This window comes from Psychrobacter sp. 4Bb, from assembly GCF_002836735.1.
Taxonomy (GTDB): Bacteria; Pseudomonadota; Gammaproteobacteria; order Pseudomonadales; family Moraxellaceae; genus Psychrobacter.
On sequence record NZ_PJAS01000072.1, the window covers coordinates 15,111 to 39,240 of the forward strand.

Here is a 24,130-nt window from a genome sequence, read left to right on the forward strand (position 1 = left end):
AGTTCCATAGATTTGTTAAAGCCAGCTTACTATAAATAATCATACTAACAAAAAATAGTGTGCACTTTGTTGATGAATTATAGCAATAAAAAAACGGCTACCGCAGTAATACGGTAGCCGTTTTTATGATGTCAATATCAAAAAACTTAGCTGGCTAGAGACTCAGAATCAGGATGCGGTTCATGAGTTTCAACGACTGTCAGAATAATACGACTATCAGCTGAGCCTTTGTCTGACACCTTATCAGGCTTCATCGTATCATTCTCTTGAGAATCATCGACTTTAGGCTCTAAAGTCAGATGTACGACACCGCCATTGACCAAATCACCAAACAAAATCATACTTGCCAATGGTTTTTTGATTTCATCTTGAATCAGACGTTGCATCGGACGTGCACCCATTAGACGGTCATAGCCCTTATCTGCTAGGTAATCACGTACATCATCATCAATCTCTAATGTCACTTGCTTATCATCAAGCTGTACTTGCAGCTCAACTAAGAACTTATCGACAACTGATACAACAACTGACGTATCTAGAAGGTTGAACTGAATAATGGCATCTAGGCGATTACGGAACTCTGGCGTAAAGACACGTTTCAGCGACTCTGTATTATCACGGCTATGGTCTTGTTGAGTAAAGCCCATTGACGAGCGGCTGATACTATCAGCACCAACGTTCGTTGTCATAATAACGATGACCTGTTTAAAGATTGCTACACGACCATTGTTATCGGTCAACGTACCATGATCCATGACTTGTAGTAACAAGTTAAAGACATCTGGATGCGCCTTTTCAATCTCATCAAGCAACAACACACAATGTGGATGCTGATTGATTTTTTCAGTAAGCAAGCCACCTTGATCATAGCCAACATAACCTGGAGGCGCACCGATCAAGCGTGATGCCGTGTGCGCTTCCATATACTCTGACATATCAAAGCGTACTAACTCTACACCTAACAGATTGGCTAGCTGACGTGATACTTCTGTTTTACCCACACCAGTTGGTCCTGCAAACATAAATGAACCGATTGGCTTATCAGGTGCTTTTAATCCTGCACGTGATAGTTTGATAGCATCAGCCAACGTAGCAATCGCCTCATCTTGACCAAACACCAAGTGCTTAAGGTCTCGATCTAGGTGCTCAAGGATACTCTTGTCATCACTCGATACAGATTTGGGTGGAATACGGGCTAACTTAGCAATAATAGCCTCGATATCAGCAACATCGATTTTCATCGGTGGCTTTTGACCTTTTGACAATTTCACACCATCTGCCGATTTAGCACTATCGCTTGCTTTCGCAGTCGCTGCTTCATCCTGCATTTCATTATCTGTATCACCATCGATACCTTCGATATCAGCATCAATCTGCGCATCAAAATCCTGCTCTAAATCAGCAATGAAACTTTCTTCCGCTTCGATATCATCGACATCAGGCACCACGCCTAAGCGCTTGTACGCACCTGCTTCGTCAATCACGTCAATAGCTTTGTCAGGTAAAAAACGCTCATGAATATGCTTGGCTGATAACTGTACCGCTGTAACCAACGCTTCATCCGTATACTCAACATTGTGAAATTCTTCATAACGAGGTTTCAGACCGCGCAGGATATCGATGGTATCATCCACACTTGGTTCTTTGACATCGATTTTTTGGAAACGACGTGACAATGCATGGTCTTTTTCGAATACTTGGCGATACTCAGTAAAGGTTGTTGAACCGATACAACGCAGCTCACCGTTAGCAAGCGCTGGCTTGATAAGGTTCGATACGTCCATATTGCTACTCATAGATGAACCAGCACCAATAATCATATGAATTTCATCAATAAAAAGAATAGCATTTGGTTTTTTCTTTAGCGCATCAAGCAACGACTTCATGCGTTTTTCAAAGTCACCGCGATACTTAGTTCCCGCAATTAGTGAGCCAATATCTAGGCTATAAATCACGCAACCATTAAGGGGCTTTGGTGCTTTGTCGTTAATAATTAACCATGCCAAACCTTCAGCAATAGAGGTTTTACCGACACCAGGCTCACCTACTAGCAATGGGTTGTTTTTACGACGGCGGCACAGTACTTGGGCAGCACGTTCAATTTCAGAAGCACGACCAATCAAAGGATCGGTTTTACCTTCGGCAGCTCGCTGGTTTAGATTGGTCGCAAATTCAACCAATGGATCTTTGCTGGTCTTTTCAGAGGCACTACGACGCTCAGTACCTGCAGAACCGCGTGATTCAGAAGGCTCTTCTTTATCTTGGCCGTGTGACAAATACTGGGTTAACTCAAGGCGACTGATGCCCTGTTTTTTAAGCAGGTAGACAGCATAGGTATCATGTTCTGAAAACATAGAGACCAAAATATCAGACCCTTCCACCAAACGACCACCACCAATCGACTGCACGTGAAAAATAGCACGCTGCAAAATACGATCAAAGCTTTGAGTCGGCTGCGGTGACTGTTCCGTATCAGCATCGATGGTTGGCGTGTGTTTATTAATATAAACCTCAAGCTCAGTACGCAACGCCGAGACATTAGCATTACAAGCAGTCAACGTATTGGCAGCATGAGTGTTTTCTAATAAGGCCAAAAGCAAGTGTTCAACAGTGAGATACTCATGCGATTTTTGGCGCGCAAGCGTCATTGCTAAACGTAGAGAAACTTCAAGATGACGACTTAACATAACAACTTCCTACGGTTATATCTATCTTTATAATTGATAGTTTTATGAATGAGTTAATAAGTAAATCAGGGCGGTAGATGAATTGTTCAAGGGCTATATTCGTATTATTAGAAGTCATGAACAAATGAGGTGAGCGGTAGACTATTGATTAAATACTATAATCTCGCTATCAGCCAACAGTAATCATAACTATCCATGGCCGCTTTTCTTTATATCAACACGATACTTCAACGGAGTCAATCTATTAACACAGACTAAAATGTATCAAAGCGTGCTACAAGCTAGTAGCGACAACTCTAATAACGAATATTAAATGTTGAAAAACTGATTAGATAGAAAGAGAGATTGATATTTTAGAAGCTAGAAATGACAGAGTTTTAGCAAATTCAACGGAGATACTTAGTCTAAAACTATTGGACAGGCTGTTTAATAGATAGGGTTATTTGCCATAGAAATCAATACTATATGAATAATAAAAATATTTTAAAAGGCAAAGTTCATTTATAAGAGGAGTGACTGAAAAGTCGAAAAAGCTCACTATAAAGGTGAGCTTTAATATGGATTGCTTAGAAGTAGAGAACAGTAGGTAAAGCTTTGATAGAGCCATATATCAGTATAAGAAATTAATAAATTGCTCTACTCGCCTTGATGTGGTTCGATTTGGGTCAATAGCGGATAACCTTCACGATGTGCCAGACTGTTTACTTTTTTGGCCTTAGTCTCGGCGATATCTTTGGGATAAATGCCAGCAATACCTTTGCTGCTATTATGAATAGTCAGCATAATCTCGACCGCAGAATCCATACTATGACGAAATTCTGACTGCAATATGTATACAACAAATTCCATCGGCGTGTAGTTGTCATTGTACATAACGACCGCATACATAGGCGGTTTGGCTACTTCAGGCTCTGCGACCAATACATCTGCTTGCGGTGACGTTTCACCATCGGTATCACCGTCTTGTGCACGATGAGCAGGCATATTGGGAAAGTGCCAATCAGCAACCGTTGGCGTGGCTTGTGATATCATTTTTTTCATCATAATCAAAATATAATTATAAGGTAAGTTTAAGATAGAGAATATTAAGGCAGGCGATAAGGCATGGTATGGTATAAAGCACAACCACTAATTAGGGCCATTGTGCTGTGATTTCAACCACAGCATCGTCACTGAGTGTTTCAATAAGACATGAGGTAATTAAGGTACGATAGGACTTTCATCAACTTCTGGTAAATCTAAAAGCGATGGTAGCATGTTATCCACACTATCACCGAGCTTCCAGTCATACAACTGCTCTACTTTCTGACCACCTGCTTGCAAAGTCAGTTTGGCTTGCAATGGTCTAAAGCCTGATGGCATTACAAAGCGACCACGTATCCGAACGATACCTTCGATCATATGGTATGCAGGGTCAAGAGGTACTTCTACAAGATCGTCATTGTTAAGTAGCGTCAATACAGGCCTCAAGCGTTTGGCTTGACCATCGCTACTGAGCATCCCAATATCAAAACCATACTCAAAAGCATTTTCAGGTAGAGGAGAAATTTTGGCACCTAATACCTGTAAAGGCATACCACCTTTCTCACGGATGACATCTGAATATAGCTCATTGAGCTGTGACACTTGTTTATTTTCCACTGTTAATTCTTGCTGGCTTTCACGCAGTTCTTTTAAATTAGCCAAACTGATAGCCAGTTCTTGTTTGGCAGTCGCTGCTTGGTTAGTAGCTATCTTATTGCTAAGGCGCAAATCTTCTAGCGCTTGTGTCGCTTCAGTGCTATCGATGATTGCTTGCTTGGCTTCTGTTTCCATCGAATGAAGGCCACGTTGGTAGCCAAGCTTATGACCGAATACCAGCCCAACCACCGCTGTCACTAATACGGCTACTACAAATAGTGCTAATACCAATGTAGAAGCGCCGCGTTGTGAGCTAGCAATACCACTTATAGGGACATTATTATTTCTAAAGGAATGCTGTTTGCGCTCCAAGCTAGGTGTAACCGAGTCTTTGCACGATTGACGTGCTGGCTGTGAGCAAAAGCGTAGTACGAGCTGAACACGCATTTAGACAGTATCTCTTAAGGGTAAGGGCAAGTCATTATAGCCGAATTTATAATCAATACCTAGCACCGTAAATGTGAATGATTGGAATATGAAGTCGTTGATATTAAGGAACAATCGGTGCAAAGTTCAGCCCCATTGACTCATCAAAACCAAACATCACATTCATGTTTTGCACAGCCTGCCCAGCAGCACCTTTGACTAAATTATCTTGAACAACGATAACTGTTAGCTCAGCACGCTCGTTGTCTTGATGTACTGCGATACGTAGACGATTACTAGCACGCACACTGCGCGTGTCTGGATAAACACCTTTTGGCATGACATCAACAAAACCTTCTGATGCATAGCTGTCCTCAAACACTTGCTGCCAATCGATAGCCGCACCTGCGTCAGTCAGCTCCATGTGAATTGAGCTCAGCATGCCACGAATCATCGGTACCAAATGCGGCAAAAATCGAATACGATGTGTAAACTGACTGTCTAGTAACTGCGCCACACCCTGCTCAATCTCTGGCAAATGGCGATGACCTTCAACGCTATAGGCTTTAAAATTATCCGTAGTTTCCGCATAATTAAGTGCCAGTGACGCTTGACGACCAGCACCTGATACACCAGATTTGGCGTCAATGACAATGCGAGACTCAACCAGTCTTTCTGCTTGCTCATTTTGTGCTTCGATAACAGGTTTTAGACCCAAAATCGCAGTAGTCGGATAGCAGCCAGGGTTACCGACCAATAAAGCGCTGGCAAGCTTATCACGATTGATTTCAGGCAAACCGTAAACTGCTGTCTTCAACAGATCAGGACAAGCATGAGATTGTTTGTACCAGTGCTCAAACTCCGTCAATGATTGCAGGCGAAAATCAGCTGCCAAATCGATGACTTTTACGCCAGCTTGGGTCAGCGCTTCTGCTTGCTTCATCGCAACACCATGCGGAGTCGCAAAAAACACAACATCACATTTTTGCAGCGCCGCAAGCGTATTATCACCTAAGTCACTGAAAACAATATCTGAGATACCGCGTAAGCTTGGGAATATTTCATCAGCGCGAGTGCCAGCTTCGCTACGCGAGGTTAGCAAATCAATAGACACTTCAGGGTGAGCAGATAGTAAGCGAATAAGCTCAATACCTGTGTAACCTGTACCACCGACAATCGCTGCTGAAATCATAAAACACCCTTTTCTTGGTAAATACTAAATATGCACTGATAGATTCCATGTTTGCCTGTAATGCGTGCAATTCTACAAAGACAGAACAAAGACAGAATCAGTCTCTAAATATTCTGACTCTTAAATTTTATAATCGTGTACTGCATCCACAAACACTTTGGCATTGTCAGGGTTAACCCACTGGGTGATACCGTGACCTAAGTTTGCTATGTAACCAGTCTTTTCACCATCAGCGTAAGCACGGTCAAGCATCGCATTGACTTCAGAACGGATAGTTGCAGGCGAGCCATATAACGTCGCTGGATCTAGATTACCTTGGATGGCTTTGCTGCTTTGCAATTTTTTATGCTTTTTGGTCAATTGACGCTGACTCTCAGTCAATACTTGACGCGCACGATCAATCGGCATCGTCCAGTCCAGACCTAACACATCTGCTTCGCTGTCAGCCTGAATATCAAGCCACAGCCCACCACCTTTAGTGAATAGCACTACAGGTACTTGTGGGTGACGTTCCTTTAGTTCGGCGACAATACGTTTATTATAAATGTGTGAAAATTCGATAAATTGACGATGGCCTAACGCCCCACCCCAACTATCAAATATCTGTACAATTTGAGCGCCAGCGACGATTTGGGCATCTAAATAGTCAATAACTGACGTCGCAAGCTTATCTAATAACTGATGTAAAAAATCAGGGTTGCTATATAAGAAGCCTTTGGTATAACGATAATCCTTCGAGCTACCGCCTTCTATCATATAAGTAGCCAACGTCCACGGACTACCAGAGAATCCAAACAATGGCACTTGACCATTTAGCGCTTTGCGAATACTGGTTACAGCACGCATGACATAGTCAAGAGAATCATTAGGCTCAAGCACTGGCAATCTATCAAGATCAGCCTGCTCACGGATAGGATGTTTGAACTTAGGGCCTTCACCCGTTTCGAAATACAAGCCCAATCCCATCGCATCAGGGATAGTTAAAATATCACTAAACAAAATAGCAGCATCTAAATCATAACGGCGCAATGGCTGTAGAGTCACTTCAGTAGCGCGGGCTGTATCTTTGCACAGGCTCATAAAGTCACCCGCTTCAGCACGAGTGGCTTTATATTCTGGTAAATAACGACCAGCTTGACGCATCATCCATACCGGTGTGGTATCAATGGGCTCAAAACGTAATGCACGTAGCAATCTATCATTTTTTAAAGGTGCAAATTGTTGCTGAACCGAGTTACTACCGTCTGAAGCACTCATGTACAAATCTCCAAAACAGCACAATATCCATATTTATCAATGGATATTGTGCTGGATAAAATAAGTTAAATAAAAAAGGTTATATAAAAGCGCTATACAGTTAATGCCAGATTATCGCGATGTACCATGACGACACGTTCTTCGCTACTGCCAAAGATCTTATCGAACTGTTCAGTACGCTCACGAGCGACGCGGCGCGCATCATTCGATGAGAAGTTTACCTGCCCAACGGCAATACGTTCGCCCGTATCTTGGTGGATGATTTCTACCACATCACCTTCATCAAACCCGCCTTGCACTTCCACAACACCCACTGGCAATAAACTTCTATTGTGCTCAGTCAATGCTCTTGCAGCACCTGCATCGACGACCAAGCTACCTGACATACGTAGATGAGCAGCTAGCCACTGTTTACGTGCGATGATTTTATCTTCGTCATTAGTCGTCAGCAAGGTACCTACTGCTTCGCCTGAAACTACACGGGTAATAACGTCATCGATAGCACCGCTAACGATAACAGTAGGACAGCCACCCATTGCAGCCAGACGTCCAGCGCGGATTTTGGTCAACATACCACCGCGTCCAAGCTTACCGCCGTCTCCTGCAATATCAAATAAATAATCCGCCATTGCACGCTCTTGACGAATCATCTTAGCATCAGGATTATCACGTGGGTTATCAGTGAAGACACCTTCTTGATCGGTTAAGATAATGTACAGATCAGCATTAACCATCGCGGCTGCCATCGCACCCAAGGTATCGTTATCGCCGAATTTAATTTCATCAATCGTGATGGTATCGTTTTCATTAATAACAGGTAGTACGCGCCATTCTAATAACTGTGTCAGCGCCCCCGTCGTATTAAGATAACGGCTACGATTAGATAAATCATCGTGAGTTAGTAGGAGCTGCGAGCTTTGAATGCCATGCTGAATCAAAGCTGACCACCATGTTTCAATCAACCCCATTTGACCAATAGAAGCACAGGCTTGTAGTGCTGCTAGTTTCTTAGGACGTTCCTCAAGGTTCATACGTACCACACCTTCAGCAACAGCACCTGATGATACCAGCAGTACCTCAACGCCTTTTTTGTGCAGCTTAGCAATCTGCTTTGCCCACTCATATATGGCAGTACGATCCAGCCCTCGACCGTTATTGGTTAATAGTGATGAACCAATTTTGACAATAACGCGCTGAATATCAAAGTTGCGAGTTTGCTTAACAAATCTTGCTTCTTCCATCGTGTTTGCTATGTCATCTGCCATATAAACTCCTTTTTTTCATATCAATTGATTGTAGGGATTAAATTCACAATTCAAGTATAACTGCTCAAGCATACTAGCTTAAGGAACGTACATTACCTCAACGCCATCGTCATCATCGTCGTCAAAATCAGACGCATCCAAGCCTTCACGTGCTGCTTTACGAGCCGCACGATATGCTTCACGCTGTGCTTCAGTGTTAAGACGTACTTCAGCTTCTAAACGCTCAAAACGCTCTTTTTGTGCTTCAGCGAAGATAGGATCTTCTATTTCACGCTCACGCTCAAGTTCGATATCATTCATTAGATGATATTTGACCGCATCAACGCCTTCACCAGTTAGTGTTGCCGTACGGAAGACCATACCAGTCCAACCAAGCTCTGCGACGATATGAGTACAAAGCGCATTCAAATCTTCATCATTGACTTGATCGATTTTGTTTAATACCAAAATCTGCGGCAAATTAGCCAATTCAGGAGAAAAACGCTCAAGCTCATTTAAAATAACACGAGCATTCTCAACTGGGTCGCTGCCATCAACAGGCTTGACATCAACTAAGTGTAGCAGACGACGTGTACGCGCAACATGTTTTAAGAAGCGAATACCAAGTCCTGCGCCTTCTGATGCACCTTCAATAAGGCCAGGAATATCGGCCATTACAAATGAACGATGACGACCAATATCGACCACACCCAAGTTTGGTACTAGGGTGGTAAACGGATAATCAGCTACTTTTGGTCTAGCAGCAGAGACTTGACGGATAAAGGTCGATTTACCAGCATTGGGCAAACCAATCAAACCAACATCAGCCACTACTTTTAGCTCAAACTTAAGAACTTTTAGCTCGCCTTCAAAACCTGACGTCGCTTTACGCGGTGCTTGGTTGGTCGAGCTTTTGAAATGGGTATTACCCAGACCACCGTCGCCACCTTTGGCAATCAGTAGGGTCTGGCCAATTTCAATCAAATCGCCCAATACTTCGTCTGTTTCGGTATCAACTACCGTCGTACCAACTGGTACTGGTAAATAAAGATCATCAGACCCTTTACCTGAGCAGTTTCTACTATGGCCGTTCTCAGCACGCATGGCGTCATGACGACGCGTATAACGATAGTCAACTAGGGTGTTGGTGTTGTCTTCTGCAATGACGTACACATCTCCGCCCTTGCCGCCATCACCACCATCAGGTCCACCACGTGGGACATACTTTTCTCGGCGAAAACTGGCGATTCCGTTACCACCGTCACCTGCTTTTACCGTTACGACGGCTTCATCAATAAATCGCATCTTACGTTCCTTAATTCACAATCCAGTCTATAAACTGGTTACAACCAACGGTTGTATTTTGGGGTTTTGCTATGTTGTTGCGTCAAAATGAACACTGTATAAAGTCTACTTTTACTTAGTGCCCATTATGACAATAACACCCGATAATCAATCGGACTATCGGGTGTTTAAGTATGACAGTTAAAGTCCTACCAAGCTATTCAAAGTAGTATCTGCTACAGCGCCATTTCTATGACACGATAGCGCTACTATACTTGGTATGACGTTATTGCTCTACTGTATTTAGTAATCTATGCTGGAATCTGAGCGTAGCTGATTCCGGCCATTTGCGTCGCTAAACGCAATACCTGAGTACTATAACCTACTTCGTTGTCATACCAAACATATACGATAGCTTGGTTGTCAGTCAAAATAGTGGCTTGAGCATCGATAATACCAACATGAGTCGTACCAACGAAATCCGTTGATACCGCTTCTGTAGAATCTGTGTAAGCAATCTGCGACTGCCAAGTACTGCTGTTAGCCATTTTACGCAAGAACTCATTCAACGCATCAGCGCTTGCTGGAGCAGTTTTCAGATTCACATTCAAGATTGCTAAGCTGACGTTTGGTGTTGGTACACGAATAGCGTTACCCGTTAGCTTACCGTTTAGTTCTGGCAATGCTTTACCAACTGCTTTTGCAGCACCAGTACTAGTAATAACCATGTTCATCACCGCACTACGACCACGGCGGTCTGCTTTATGATAGTTATCAACCAAGTTCTGATCATTGGTAAATGAGTGAATAGTCTCTACATGACCATTTACAATACCGTACTCATCATTCAATACATTCAGCGTTGGCGTAATCGCATTGGTCGTACAGCTAGCAGCACTAACGATCGTATCATCACCAACGGTATCATTGTTCACGCCATAAACGACGTTTTTGATATCGCCGCCAGCAGGTGCTGTTAGCAACACTTTTTTCACACCAGTAGACTGTAAGTGCTTACCAAGGCCTGCTTCGTCTTTCCAGATACCTGTGTTATCGATAACAAGAGCATTGTCGATACCATAAGCAGTATAGTCGATTTCGCTTGGGTCTTTGGCATAGATAACTTGTACAAAACGACCATTAACGATCATGCCGTTATTATCATCATCAATGCTAATGCCACCTAAGAATCTACCATGGATTGAGTCACGCTCAAGCAATGAGATACGTTTAGCCAAGTCACCAGCAGCGGCTGGACGTACAACAATCGCTTTCAGTTGTAGACCTTTCGCGCTTGACGCTTGTGACAATAGTAGACGAGTCAAGATACGACCGATACGGCCAAAACCATACAGCACAACATCCGTCGCGCCATTCACAGCACCAGCGTTGTTGACAGACTGTAGAGCGGTTTGTAAGTCAGTATCATTAGCAATCAGTTGACCAACATCGATACGAGTGGCTTGGATATCAGTGTTCTCTGAGATAACTTTTACCATCGCTAGAGTATCAGCGATATCGATAGCTTTGGCACCATGATCGCGTAGTGCTACTTTTTGATGCAAAGCAAGTATTTGACCAACTGAGGTAGAGTCTAGCGTTTCGCCAAACAAAGTCACTTGTACGTCTTGCTTGTTATAGAGCTTGTTTAGTAGCCCCATAAGCTCAATCGCTTGTTGCTCTTGATTGTTGTAGTTGTTCAAGTGGTCTTGATGTAATTGGCGTAAGGTATCAGCGTTGCTCACGAGAAACATCCTTATGGTCAGTAATGTATGATCAATAAAATATGAAGAAGTATAAAACAGATAGGCTATATATGCTCTAAGTGGCGACTCTAATATGATAATCAACCACTATCAATATTGGTCATTGACACTAGAGTATTTGAATCGCCTAGATTTTAGCCTAAAACGCCTCATTTTGCCAGTAGTAACCGATTAGCTAGCGTGCATAATAGGTTTCATTCTCATATACAGCTAATAATAAAAATAAAGGCATCCATATATGCTGCCTTATCGAGACGTAATTTAAATGATAATTGCTATAATTCTGAACTAATTAAAGCAGTAATTTCAGTTATAAAACTTATGGTGCTAGATTCACCGTTTGGTTGCTCTGCGACGTCAATGTAAACTCTTTTAAGTCATAACCTTGCTGCTGAGCAATTTGACGATATTTGGTATACGTTTCCTGACTGATATTTGGCGAGCGTGCTAGTAGCCATAAGTATTTTTTATCAGGTGTCCCCACTAGCACAGTCTTATACTCTGTATCACGTGCTAGCACCCAATAATCAGCACGGCCCACTGGAATCCAGCGAATCCACTTCGGTAAAAACGTCACTTTTAGTTTGCTGCCGCTTTCATCGACTGGCTTAGCCAAACCTTCTGCGACAATACCTGAGCCGTCCTCGCTCACACACTTGTTAGTAACCGTGATTCCTGAGCCGTCATCTTTTTGAGCATAGTTGGCGGTGACATCACCTGCACATTTACGTTGGAAATACATCGGCAAACGGCCGATTTCATACCAAGTACCTGCATAGGTACTAAGATCTACGCTATCTACGGTAGTTGGGGTGCTTGCAGATTTATGAATAATATCGCTTGGCTTAACCGATAGTACATCAGTCGTGGTCTTCTCACTCATCGCATCATCAGACATTCCATTAGTTGCCGAGTTATTAGTCCCCATGTTCACTGGCGGCGTGGCCGCATAGGCTGAGAACGCTGCTAACGGTATAATAATCGCTAAAGCAATGCCTGTATGTTTGATCAGTCCATTCATAAATATGCGCTCCGGTATTTCTTTGTAGGATGAATTATTTGTTGATGCATCACCAATTTGCTCAGCGTCGATGGCGTGTTCAGAACTACTGTTTAGATTATCTATTTGATCCTCTAACAGTCCCGACATTGATGGCTCATCTTCATTTAGCTCTTGTGGCTGCTCATTTCGCGCTGACTTATAGCCAGATGATTTGTAGCCAGATGATTTGTAGCCACTAGCCACGTCATGATTGTCCTCATTGCTATTTTTTAGATCTTTGCTTATCTCATTGTTACTCATAGCTGACTCTTTTGCCCTAAGGCTTTTGTCGGCGCTTTTGTATCCAAAATAGCTGTCTTGCGAAGACGTGTCTTTTGCCAGATGGTGCGAATATTCGCCATTCGAGCTGTCACGATTATAGCTAGCATCGTTACTAGCTTGGTTTGTCTGTTGCGTGTCATCGCCATATTCATTGTCATTGAGCGATTGCTTAGGCTGCTGAAGTTGAGAACCAGCTGCCTGTGAATCAGTCCATGCTGACTCAGGTAACTTATTGGTTTTCATAGGAGTACCATTCTTAAATAGTGATTGTTAAAAACGCTTTATGTACGGCATCTATTTGGTCTCGTTTTCTAAAAGCCATTTGCTTTGGTATAAATTATTCGTGCAAAACTTGACTCTACAAAAGCTTTTTTATTATTGTATTTTGAACATCACTTTTGATCAGTCACTCGTCTATAGAAATAAGATCAACGTATCGTAGATATGCAATATATATTAAGGACAACTGGACTATTAAAACAGTAGTGCAATGTAGGAAAACGCAACGGTTTGTAAGTAACTATAGGGTTTGAGTGTTGTTTGAACACATCATAACCACACAGTTACTTACTGGATAACTAAGTTAAAAATCAGTTATTTGAACTTACTAAGCTTAATACGCAAGTCTAATAGGGGTCACATTCAGGCAAATGGAATTATAGCTTGTAGATAGCTTTCTTGAGTCATGCGGATTATATAAACTGACGAATACCTGCCACACTGATACCGCCATACTGCAATGCTTGATTGAACATAGCAGGCTTCAGACCACCTAACCCAATGACAGGCATATCAGCTAACTCTGCTAACTCTGACCATGCTTCCCATCCAAGCGGTGTGTCATCAGGATGCGTTTGGGTAGCGAGCACAGGTGATACGAAAGCACCAATCACGGGTGGTAATGCATTCTCTATGCGCATGCTGGCAAGTTGATTGGCTGCCGTTATGCTCGCAATGTCATGGCAGCTGACGATAAGCGGATGGTCTTTAGATAACGACTGCGTGAGAGCTGTAGAACTGCCTACATCATTGAAACACTGCATCAGTGTCGAGTGTGTCAAATGCTTGGCAACTATTCGCTGGCTAATCTCTGTCTCATTAGCGGTTAATGAGCCTTGCTCATTCAAAGGCTGCTCATTATCATTAGGTAAAATCGCTAAAATATCTGGACGTGCCGTTATCAGTTGTTCAGTAAGGTGCTTAGAATTTACGTCCTTCAAGCGGATATATACCCACGACTCTAATGCTAGATTTTCTTGGTGATACTGTAGCCATGCCGCGGCTGCATCAGTGTGTGTGCCAAAATGTGCCAAAGGATAAGTAATCGCTATCTTCGATGAGAGTTTCAACCATTCAAGGATTGTCTTATTAGCAGCGGGCAGATGATACGCTCCTGCCAAAAGCTGTGATTTGCTTACCCAAGTTAATGCCTGCCCTTCTAAACCCTGCTTACGATGTTTATGCTGCTCGTACTGCTCTGCTGTCAGCTCAATCTTATAAACCTGTAAGCTGACCTGCTTGTCGCCATAATCATGATGCAAACGCCCAAGCTTAACGATAGTATTATCATCAAGTAAGATACCTGTCTCTTCAGCCACTTCTCTTATCAACGCCTGCGCTGCTGACTCATCTGCTTCTATCTTTCCCCCGACAAACTCATAACGATTTCCTTGATGCTGAGTAGCATCTCGAAACCCAAGTAAATACTGATCTTTATAATGAATGACAGCCACTGCAACATTTACAATGCTAGGTTTGTTAGTTTTCGCCTTACCATCTGTCTTACTTTCCGGCTTGGTCTCTGATTGTTGATTTGACCCGTTCAACATACTTATATCCTTTATTTCGGTATTTACCTTGATTATTTTTGATAATTTAATAGTTTTTATAGGCTAGATGATTTATTTGGATTTAGCACTTAACTCATTAATTTATTTAAATAAAATGCTTAATCGAGATAGTTTATAACAGTAAACTTAGATAAGTTTACATAATAACTGCATTTTATTTTATCAATTGCCTTGCAAATTTATCAAATCTAAATGATAATTATTATCGTTAAAAACAATTACGCTATGGTTAGCCAATTTATAAGCCACTTTTTTTCAAAAGGAATTTACTATGAGCATGGTCATCTCTCGTTATTTAAACTGTCGTGAAAACCGTTTACCTACTTTGCAATCACAACATCTATTTGCACTGACTAAAGAGGTACGTATCGAGCATGAAGGCGAAGAGTATCGACTACGCCTAACTCGCAACAATCGCTTGATTCTAACCAAGTAACGTCTATTTCAGTGACACCTTTTTCAATACTTCTATAAAAAAACGCCTTCATTATGAGGCGTTTTTTTATAGGTCATATAGTTTAAAAATCACTTTAGAAACTAACTCGATCAACTTTAATCAAAAAGCAGTTGTCCTCTGAATACACGATTTAGAACTGCCAACTATAGACCACATCCACTGCATTTTCCGCTGCTGAGCTTGCTTCTACATAGATACGGCGTGTCAATTGATAACGAACAGAAAGACTGTTTTGCGCATTGAAAACACCTACGCCATAGCGAATGTATAAATCAGGCGTTACATAACCTGTGACGTTGACACTGGTGTCCTCGCTACTACCTGAGGCATCGACTGTTAGGCTCTGCAAACCGAAAGCTTGCCCGATTTGATTGGTCAGGCTACGAGTGCCACTCAGACCGAAGCTCAGTCCAGCGGCAGCCAGATTATTGGTCACTTGCGATTTAAACCCTTGCTCACTGATTTGTGTGGCGCTCTTATTATCGATGCGACCTGTCACCAACGCGTTCATGGCTTGTTGCTGGGTCAGTCCTGCATTGTTAAAGACGATAATATTGGGGCTTTCAGTCGTCCCTTGGACACGCAGACCAACTGTTTTGCCATTAATCGTTTTGGCCGCTTCAATACTCAAGCTCGGTTTCATCACGTCACCATTGAAACGAACTTGACCATAATTCAGCTCTAGGCTTTGTCCAAAGGCATTGATATTGGTACGGCGTGAGACCTGCACAACACCTCTGGCACGCATGATACCTGTACCATTCTGAGTCACATTAATCGCACCTGCCAATGGAATGACGGCGCCAAAACCACGGAAGTTGATATCATCGCCCAAATCAACACCGATATCAGCATTGATTGACCAAGGTTTTGAGATAGCCAGTACTTCATCGATATTACCAATCAAACGACGATCTAGTACGACTGCATCTTCGGTTTGAGTGATGATATCTTCGCTGGCTTCAGGCGGACGAATGGTCGCAGACGGCACACTAATCGCTCCTTTTATATCAACATAACGGTCGCCTGGGCGCACGATAATATCAATATCAGGATCAATCTCAGCGACCAGTAATGGCGGCTGGGTAATGACTAGGCCTTCACCGACGACACTCAGCTTGGCTTGCAGTTTTTGTTGCCAGTTGACTGTTCCTGACAATTCGCCTTCACCTGTACCACTATTGAATGTACCATCAATGGTCGCTTGCGTGCCGCGTATTTTGGCTGTCGCATTTACTTTGGACAGATTTACTGGCAAATCAAGCATGGCTATACGGCCGTCAGAAAGCTTTACGTCACCATAGAACTGCGGTTTGGTTAAGGTACCACCTAGACCACCCGCCATTGTGACGTTACCTCTTAGGACGCGCATACCAGGGAAGAAAGGCTTAAATATCGCAAGATCAAGCTCGTTCAGTACCAATGCACCGGAGATTGGTTTAGGGTCTTTATAAGGATCGACGATCACCTCAGCATAGCCACGCGCCCCGCGTCCAGTATTGATATCGGTGCGCAGCTTGATGCCCTCAGGCACAGACAGAGCAATGAGAGAGACACGTTTGTATGGCAAAGTCATTGATGTGCTCTCGCCATCTTGAACAAGGCCAATCTTGCCGTTATCTGAATATAGCGTGGTATTGATAGTTGGCGGACGACCACGTTGCCATCCAACGATTGCTTTACCATTAATCTTGCCATTCCAGTCAATATCTTCTGGCAAGAACACTGAGAATAACGACGTATCTAAATTCTGCAACGCTACATTAACTTCACCCTGGTCCGGCGATGCTACTAGTTTTTCACGTAGACAAAGCTTGCCAGTTTGATCCGTGGCCTGCCAACAATGAGCAGCAAGCTGTACTTTTAGATCACGGTTCTCACCACCTTGATTGTAAGGTAAATTCACAATCAGCTGTGCAGGTTGCAATTGATTCAAAGTCGCATATTTAGATTTGATTCGGCCTTTTCCAATGACACCTGACCAGCTTAGCCTGTCTCGATCAAAACCACCTTTTAGCCTAGCACCGACATCGAGTTGCTTATTGGCCACATTGAGATCGACCACATGGGATTTTTCGGTACCATTAAAGGACACTTTGACACTATCGAAACTCTGACCAGCAGCATCTAGGCCTTCAGCCGTCACGATTAACTGACTTGGGCTATTGGCTAAGTTGACCAACTTGCCGCGTACACGGCCTTGACGCAATATAAAGCCAGGTAGCGCGAGTCGCTCACCGACCAAGTCAATATAAATAGTAGGCAGTGCTTGACCAGTTGGTTGAGACAGCGTGGCACCGCCAGTAACTTTGCCAGCCAGTTGGCTAGACAGCTGATCTAGACTGGTAATATTAATTTTGGTTTGTAACTGTTTGGCATTGCCGTTAGCCGTGACATAGTTGTCACCCCAACGCAGCACCAGATTATTAGCATTTAGGCTATCGATCAAAGCATTCACTTGCTTATATTGTGCTTGGGCATCTTGGGTCTGAAGCTGTTTAAAATAACTTGTTAAATCTTTAGGCAAACGCATTTTCGCTGATAGGCTGCCTTTGGCACTCAGTTGCTGCCCTTTTAGCATGCCATTTAGATTAACTTGTTTAATATTGACAATCTGCTGCGTGTCACTCCAGCGGCCATCTGTATCAATCGTACCAGTGATAAGGCTTGGGGTATCTTTTAGGAAGTAGCCAATGTTAAAACGATCCATCACTGCGTTGATATCCCATGCAACGCCTTGACGCACATCAACGGTTCCGCTGGCATCAATACTACCTGCCGCACCCACATGACGGAAACGATTGATACGGATCAACTGACTGTCACCACTGGCTTCTATGTTCAGCTTACCTGCTGGCAATTGCTCGGCATCTAATATGCCGTTGAAATTTACGGCAAAACGCTGCAAGGTACCTGCTGTGTTTTTGCTGTTTTTTGGCGCATTTTGCCACTCGCCACTGGTTTTTAGATCGCCTGTGATTATCGCTGGATTATTGGGTAGAAAATAACCCAAGTTGAACTGGTCAAAACGACCATCTATATTCCAGCCGATATTTTTACGTAAGTCGATGACCCCTTTCGCATCAACTGCGCCCGCTTCACCCTTATAGTTCAGCTTACGAATACTGATCAGCTTTGGCGTACCCGCAGCATCAATAGACAGACGACCTTGTGGTACATCTGCCGTATCAATCCGACCATCAAAACGTGCATCAAATACTGACAGCTCACCACCTACGATATCGACACTGGCATCACCAGCACCGGTAATACCGATAGCACGATCTGCTTGCGACGCATCGAGCTGCGCTTGCATATCGGTATTGTTTAAAGTAATCACATGACGCTGTCCGCTGACACCATTTTTAGTGATGTTTAGCAATCGACCACGCGCACTTATACTACCTATTAAGCGCTCAAGTGGTAGATCGCTACGATATTTCTTAGGGAGTAGACCTTTAGTACTGGCATCAATTTGCCATGTCAGTGGACGCTGCTTGCTCGCCAACTGAATCTGTCCTGTGCCGGATAAGTCTCCTACGATGCCATTATAATTAAGACGATTGATATCTATGACATCACCAGCCTTACGTATACGTAGATCATAGTTGCCTTTGGGGGCAGCATTTAGCTCATTGATAACGGCATTGGCATCGACTGATAGAGTCGAACCACGAACGATGACGTCCGCCTGACCACTAGGACTGTCGATATTGCCAATATTGGGTACGTTACGGCGGGTTAGGTTTTTCCAGTTAGCATCAATATACCAAGGCGCGACTTGCTTAGATTTGGCAGAGGTTTTACCACGGACCATATTGGCATTGATATGCTCACCATCGCGCTGACGCAAATCTGCATCAATCTGCGTGTTACCAGTAGGATTCTGCTGCTGATAACGCAGTGACAGTCTACCGTTTAGATTTTGCGGGGCATAAGCTTTAAAGTCAGTATATTCGGCTGGAATAGCTTGGCGAATATCAAAGTTGCTACCCGTCGCACGCACCGTGGCTTCAAAACTGTCTTTCCAATCTAAAATACCTTGTAACGCCAAACGTCCCGCTGGCACGTCAGCATCTAGGCGATCTATACGTAGCTGACTGTTGGCAATAACGGCACGGCCTTGATAATGACCTGATGGAATGTCTTTGGCCGTCAATTCAGTATTGATACGTAATCGTATCTCAGAGATGACACCAGAAGCTGTGGCTGTACCGCTTTGTAGGCGAATGTTTTGGCTGTCAGCGTAAGGGATAAGAATATCATCCCACTGTAGTTTTGCATCAAACGGCGCACCCGCATCTAGCCCCTGTACTACAAAGTCGCCTTTCACATCGCTATCGTTATAACGACTACGTACTTTACCGACAGTACGTTTAAGCGTTCCCGTTGCAGATATATTTAACGGGTCGATATAGGCTTTTTCAAGAGCGCTGACATCCGCAATCGCACTCAAATCTAGTGGATAGTCGCCCTGTAGGTCGATCTCGCCTTGTAAGGCACTGATTTTTACGATATCAGCGTACTGCAAGACACCACGGTCAACGGTCACCGTACTACCTACCCACGTCAGGTCACGCGCCGTAATATCTTGAATAACGATAGGATCTTTGGTTACTTGCTTATAAGTGATTTTCTTAATTTTTGCTTGGTCAAAACGCAAATTTACTGGCAACTTTAAGGTTTTATAATCGAACGGTTCACCAGTAGGTGGTTTTTTATTGATAATTTCTATAGTCTGAATGTCTGCATCGCTTAAATGCACTTCTTTTGCAAATACTGCACGCCAGCCTATTTTGACGTAGGCCTTATCTACTAATATCTCAAGATCTTCAGTCGCTTCAATATCGATATCAGTGACCCAAATACCATCGCGCAAGTTACCGCGTCCATATTTGAAATCAATACCTGTTTCAACACTAATTTTTTCTAATATAAACTTCGTACCAGCGTCCGTACCAGCCGCATAAAAGAATATGGCAAACATAATCGCCAGTACGATAAGCACCAATACCAGCAGTTTGAGCAGAAATGACAACGGATACCAACGCCTAACGGCACGGGCATCACGCTGTGCTGGATCTTCATCTGGAGCATTATTAGGCGGGGTATTTTCTGTCAGCATGACACTCAACTACGTTAAAAAATGAAGACCAGCAATCGGTACGATAAGTGATAATTAGAACATTTGGAACTACTAAAAATTTAGAGCTACTGCATTAAGCGTTTATAACGGTGACCCAATAAAGAAGTGCAGTCGTACTGGAATACTTTCCTCGGTCACGCCAGCAGCCACATCGACACGCACCATTCCTACAGGCGACGCCCAACGGATACCGACACCAACGCCGACCTTTGTCTCAGTGTCAAAATCTTTGTCATAGGCATTACCGACATCTGTGAAGAATGCGCCACGGAAACCTGGTTTAAATTCATAGTTATACTCAGCACTACCGACCGCTAGTACCTGCCCACCCGTCAGATAGCCCTTATCTAATGGTGACAAGCTCTCATAGTCATAACCGCGGATACTCTGATCGCCACCTGCAAAGAAACGCAATTTATAAGGCACATCGTAAAAATCATCCGCCCAAATATAACCGGCATTGGCACTACCTAATACTTGATGCTTTTTGTCTTCGCCAAAGCTATAGATACCACTAACGCCTGCGCGAATAATCGCCATATCGGTATCACTGAATGCGCTATCAGTGCCAGCCTCGATTGAGTAGTACTGGCGCATACCTTGCGTTGGATTGGTAGCGTTATCAGTATCTGTTTTATTCATACCATAGCCAAATAGCAGCGCGCGCTGTTTCGGATTTGAAGAGGTAAAGCGGATAGGCAGATCATCTAGTGCTGCTCCATCAACCCCCGTCTCAAGCTCATCCAAGCGGTAACGCACAGAGTAGCTACGGTTCCATCCAGTATCACTACGGATGTTACGTGCCAAAGCTGCCTTCAGCGTTGTGGTTGATAGATCAAAGTTACCTTCACCTTGGTCAATCACTTCCTCTTCATAAGTAAGACGTGCATCTAGCTTATCATTGAGCGGATGCTTCCATGGTCGACTGGCATACACAGCCACGTTTTTACTGATTCTCGATACTTCTGTTTCTGCACCTGCTTGATAGCCTTGGCGATTGAGCAAGTTATAGTCTATTTTTGCAGTGGCGCGAACGCCTGTATCTGTTCCATAACCCAGACCAACTTGAGCATCACGTGGTTTATCCGCGTATACAAACACATATAAAGGTACTTTTTTGCTTTCTGCAACGTCTTGCGGCGTTTTACGTCCTGCTAGCGTTGGCGGTACAAAGTTTTCATCAGCGATTAGACTCTTTTCATCAGGGAATATCTTTTGTGCAACATTACTGATTGAGTCACTGATTTTACCCAATAGGTTATCAGCCTCCTGATCTTTTTCATCAAGCACGCGATCATTCGGCAAGCGGCTTAATCGTTCTGCTTTTTGTCTGATGGCTTGCAGCTTATCAAGGGTGGCTTCATCAGCCTCAAAATCAATAGCAGCGATATCCGCTTCATTGACCGTTTCGCCACTGTTAGCACTCAGAGCATTATCGCTCTCTGCACCTATGTCGCTATTATCATTGACCGTATCTTCTTTACTAGCAGTCACATTTGAGGCGGCTGCACCATCATTGCTACTCAGATCTGCGACGCCATCATTGTCCACATTATTAATATCGTCATCTAATGTGCCGTTACCCTCGGTAGCAGCATTGTCAAACGCCAAGGTACCAGCTTCACTACTATCAGTTGGTGGTAGTATCGACTCGACGTTGACCGTATTAAAGTAACGAGTTGCCGATAGGTCATTACTGAACTTCGTGACTGCTGGACGATAAAACGGCTCACCCGGCGTAAAGCCATAGAGCTGTTGTAACAATGAAAGCTCTACTGGTAGCTTGTCGGGGTCTTGGGTCAGCGTATTGGTTTCTTTGTCGTAGGTAAAAAACACCACATCGTCAAACTCGTAACGATCACCCGTGTTGTAAACCAACGAGACATCTGCTTTATTGTCCGGCAAGATGATATCAACAGATTTGTTCAGCCAGTACTGGTCAAAGTAGCCATAGGTATTGCTCAAGGACTCTAAAGCCGCTTTACTGCTCTTATAGACCCGGTGATTAAAAATATCACCTTCTTGCGGCGGCAAGTCTGCCTCAAGCGATGCAAACTCTTCCTGCTCACTGCCCTCACCGCGAATCTCAATAATACGGCTATCTACCAGTACCGGCTCGCCCAGCTCTTCAATCACAACATTAACTGTGTCACGATCAGGTTGGGTCAGACGCAGCTCAACCTCGTAGTAACCAACGGCTTTAGCAGCATTCTGTGCTGTTTCGCGCAAACGTGGCAATGCTGCAGTAAAGTCAATAACCGACTGAACGGAAGTATCATCTAGTGCTGCTTTGATGTTTTTCATTGGCTGAATATCATTATCAGCCTCAATCAGCTGAGCCTTACCATTAGGAGAGTCTTCAGCAGATACTTGCTCTAGATAAATAGCGGTTTCTACATTTGGCAAAGCTACCACGCCACCGTCATTAAAAAAGCGATTGTAAAGACGCGTCACGATATTGCCTCTATTACGCGCGCGTGGCCGTGGTCTATTGGCTTGTTCGATACTTTGATCAACGGCCTGAGTATCATTCTGATAATCTGGTAGATAGTCATTCGGATTGATAATATCTGTTGTCGTACCTTCTACATTGGCAGGCACATTCGTACCAGCTATCAGCTCATCACTACGATCATCAGTCGTCAGGCCATTTTCATTCTTAACAATAGCTTCATTACTAACGACATCTTCATTGCTAACAGCGCCACTCACCTCAATCGGACGTGACATCCCTTCAGCTGTACTCGCCTGCTCTTGCGTTGTTTCATTTCTACCCAACGTATCAAGATTGCTAGGCGCTGGCAAGTTTGTCGCATCTAGCTCTACATCGAGACCAATTGGCGATGTTGTGTCATCTAACGTAGCGATTGGCGCATCAAAGTCACTGTCGTTATTGCTAATATTAATACTATTAATATCTTGAGCATTCTGCGCATCCATTGCCGCTAGCTCACGATCGATCTGCTCAGGGGTCATCATTTGATAACCCTGCTGCTGTATCTCGGTTGCTTGTTGCAGCAAGTCATCATTAGAAGCGATTGATTGAGCGTTATTTGGATTATATGAAGTACTTGGACTATCAGTGAAAGTTTCTAGATTTTGAGTGTTGTTGTTTTGAGAAGTTGCGTTTTGAGCATTGGCATTTTGCGTGGACGAGTTTTTAGATCCTGACTTTGTCGAGTTAGGTTTCTTAATGCCCAAGCTCTGTTCGCTATAGTCGTCCAATACTGACTGATCGATGATGCCTTGTTCTACTGCTTTTTTTAGACGTAGCGCATCTAGAGCCATATCTAGCTGAGTATCGTCATCTGACAATGTAGTTGATTGCTTGATAGATGCTTGATCATTCGCACTTTGACTATTGTTAGTCTGGTTACTAGCCATTTGACTGCTATCAATTTGCTCAGCAGCAGATGAGTTGGTGATAGCCGTATTATTTGCATTATTAATGGTATCTGCCATTGCCGCAGGTGCCATACCGAACAAACTGGTCGCAAGCGCAGTGCACAATGCCGAACGTCTGAAATTTTTACGCGGCGCTGCTGGATATGTACTCAAACTATTACTATCGTTTTGGATTATGGCTGTGTCACGCTGCATCATTAGACCCTTGCATGCTCGAGTTGAAGGCTGCTTTATCATCTTTACGTCCTATCAGCTCACGCGGCACAATCTTATCAACGATAACGATCGTCAAGTCTGACCGGTGAATAAACTTATAGCAGTTATCTGCAATTAATGGTTTACTACTTTCATTTCGTGACTGGTTATCTATAGTGTCGACTTTAGCACTGTATGTCTATCGCCTTGTAGGCCTACTAGTTTAGAGAAGGCTACTAGTTTATAGATAGTGTTGATGAGTAGTAGCCTTTGTTTT

At 43.5% G+C, this 24,130-nt stretch carries 13 protein-coding genes; 1 reads left to right on the forward strand and 12 read right to left on the reverse strand.

Features of this window, described 5'->3' with window-relative positions; genetic code table 11:
• Nucleotides 1-146 precede the first annotated feature (146 nt).
• The 10 genes from CXF60_RS10825 to CXF60_RS10870 all read right to left on the reverse strand — a co-directional run bounded on the left by CXF60_RS10825 (nucleotide 147) and on the right by CXF60_RS10870 (nucleotide 14,629).
• Complete coding sequence (locus CXF60_RS10825; protein ID WP_102091946.1) at nucleotides 147-2,687, reverse strand: AAA family ATPase; 2,541 nt, start codon at nucleotides 2,685-2,687, stop codon at nucleotides 147-149.
• Nucleotides 2,688-3,323: 636 nt separating this feature from the next.
• Entirely contained in the window at nucleotides 3,324-3,719 is a 396-nt protein-coding gene (locus CXF60_RS10830; protein ID WP_101206289.1) for an ATP-dependent Clp protease adaptor ClpS, read from the reverse strand.
• Between the two features lie 168 nt (nucleotides 3,720-3,887).
• Entirely contained in the window at nucleotides 3,888-4,754 is an 867-nt protein-coding gene (locus CXF60_RS10835; protein WP_102091947.1) for a hypothetical protein, read from the reverse strand.
• Between the two features lie 103 nt (nucleotides 4,755-4,857).
• Nucleotides 4,858-5,925 (reverse strand): N-acetyl-gamma-glutamyl-phosphate reductase, encoded by a 1,068-nt coding sequence (argC, locus tag CXF60_RS10840; RefSeq protein ID WP_058024202.1) that lies wholly within the window; start codon nucleotides 5,923-5,925, stop codon nucleotides 4,858-4,860.
• A gap of 120 nt (nucleotides 5,926-6,045) precedes the next feature.
• Nucleotides 6,046-7,182, reverse strand: a complete 1,137-nt coding sequence (hemE, locus tag CXF60_RS10845) for a uroporphyrinogen decarboxylase (protein WP_102091948.1) — start codon at nucleotides 7,180-7,182, stop codon at nucleotides 6,046-6,048.
• Between the two features lie 92 nt (nucleotides 7,183-7,274).
• Nucleotides 7,275-8,447 (reverse strand): glutamate 5-kinase, encoded by a 1,173-nt coding sequence (proB, locus tag CXF60_RS10850; protein ID WP_057759177.1) that lies wholly within the window; start codon nucleotides 8,445-8,447, stop codon nucleotides 7,275-7,277.
• A 78-nt stretch (nucleotides 8,448-8,525) separates the two neighbouring features.
• Nucleotides 8,526-9,731, reverse strand: coding sequence for an Obg family GTPase CgtA (cgtA, locus tag CXF60_RS10855; RefSeq protein ID WP_057759175.1), 1,206 nt, complete (start codon nucleotides 9,729-9,731; stop codon nucleotides 8,526-8,528).
• Between the two features lie 290 nt (nucleotides 9,732-10,021).
• Nucleotides 10,022-11,464, reverse strand: a complete 1,443-nt coding sequence (locus CXF60_RS10860) for a glyceraldehyde-3-phosphate dehydrogenase (RefSeq protein WP_102091949.1) — start codon at nucleotides 11,462-11,464, stop codon at nucleotides 10,022-10,024.
• Between the two features lie 331 nt (nucleotides 11,465-11,795).
• Complete coding sequence (locus tag CXF60_RS10865) at nucleotides 11,796-13,043, reverse strand: lipocalin family protein (protein WP_102091950.1); 1,248 nt, start codon at nucleotides 13,041-13,043, stop codon at nucleotides 11,796-11,798.
• A 449-nt stretch (nucleotides 13,044-13,492) separates the two neighbouring features.
• Nucleotides 13,493-14,629 carry an NUDIX domain-containing protein gene (locus CXF60_RS10870; protein ID WP_102091951.1) on the reverse strand — a complete coding sequence of 379 codons (1,137 nt, stop codon included), beginning with the start codon at nucleotides 14,627-14,629 and terminating at the stop codon, nucleotides 13,493-13,495.
• A gap of 298 nt (nucleotides 14,630-14,927) precedes the next feature.
• On the opposite strand from CXF60_RS10870, the gene hemP reads away from it, so the two are divergent.
• Nucleotides 14,928-15,086, forward strand: coding sequence for a hemin uptake protein HemP (gene hemP, locus CXF60_RS10875; protein WP_227672156.1), 159 nt, complete (start codon nucleotides 14,928-14,930; stop codon nucleotides 15,084-15,086).
• A 151-nt stretch (nucleotides 15,087-15,237) separates the two neighbouring features.
• Here hemP and CXF60_RS10880 read toward each other — a convergent pair whose 3' ends face one another.
• Together CXF60_RS10880 and CXF60_RS10885 are read right to left on the reverse strand one after the other, a co-directional pair.
• On the reverse strand, nucleotides 15,238-20,232 hold the full coding sequence (locus CXF60_RS10880; RefSeq protein ID WP_102091952.1) for a translocation/assembly module TamB domain-containing protein: 4,995 nt from the start codon (nucleotides 20,230-20,232) through the stop codon (nucleotides 15,238-15,240).
• A 102-nt stretch (nucleotides 20,233-20,334) separates the two neighbouring features.
• Complete coding sequence (locus CXF60_RS10885; RefSeq protein ID WP_102091953.1) at nucleotides 20,335-23,895, reverse strand: autotransporter assembly complex protein TamA; 3,561 nt, start codon at nucleotides 23,893-23,895, stop codon at nucleotides 20,335-20,337.
• Nucleotides 23,896-24,130: the final 235 nt, after the last annotated feature.

What these genes read in the sequence shown, in the direction of transcription:
- CXF60_RS10825 (WP_102091946.1), bottom strand. Translation starts at nt 2,687, where the DNA reads ATGTTAAGTCGTCATCTTGAAGTTTCTCTACGTTTAGCAATGACGCTT.
- CXF60_RS10830 (WP_101206289.1), bottom strand. Translation starts at nt 3,719, where the DNA reads ATGATATCACAAGCCACGCCAACGGTTGCTGATTGGCACTTTCCCAAT.
- CXF60_RS10835 (WP_102091947.1), bottom strand. Translation starts at nt 4,754, where the DNA reads ATGCGTGTTCAGCTCGTACTACGCTTTTGCTCACAGCCAGCACGTCAA.
- argC (WP_058024202.1), bottom strand. Translation starts at nt 5,925, where the DNA reads ATGATTTCAGCAGCGATTGTCGGTGGTACAGGTTACACAGGTATTGAG.
- hemE (WP_102091948.1), bottom strand. Translation starts at nt 7,182, where the DNA reads ATGAGTGCTTCAGACGGTAGTAACTCGGTTCAGCAACAATTTGCACCT.
- proB (WP_057759177.1), bottom strand. Translation starts at nt 8,447, where the DNA reads ATGGCAGATGACATAGCAAACACGATGGAAGAAGCAAGATTTGTTAAG.
- cgtA (WP_057759175.1), bottom strand. Translation starts at nt 9,731, where the DNA reads ATGCGATTTATTGATGAAGCCGTCGTAACGGTAAAAGCAGGTGACGGT.
- CXF60_RS10860 (WP_102091949.1), bottom strand. Translation starts at nt 11,464, where the DNA reads ATGTTTCTCGTGAGCAACGCTGATACCTTACGCCAATTACATCAAGAC.
- CXF60_RS10865 (WP_102091950.1), bottom strand. Translation starts at nt 13,043, where the DNA reads ATGAAAACCAATAAGTTACCTGAGTCAGCATGGACTGATTCACAGGCA.
- CXF60_RS10870 (WP_102091951.1), bottom strand. Translation starts at nt 14,629, where the DNA reads ATGTTGAACGGGTCAAATCAACAATCAGAGACCAAGCCGGAAAGTAAG.
- hemP (WP_227672156.1), top strand. Translation starts at nt 14,928, where the DNA reads ATGGTCATCTCTCGTTATTTAAACTGTCGTGAAAACCGTTTACCTACT.
- CXF60_RS10880 (WP_102091952.1), bottom strand. Translation starts at nt 20,232, where the DNA reads ATGCTGACAGAAAATACCCCGCCTAATAATGCTCCAGATGAAGATCCA.
- CXF60_RS10885 (WP_102091953.1), bottom strand. Translation starts at nt 23,895, where the DNA reads ATGATAAAGCAGCCTTCAACTCGAGCATGCAAGGGTCTAATGATGCAG.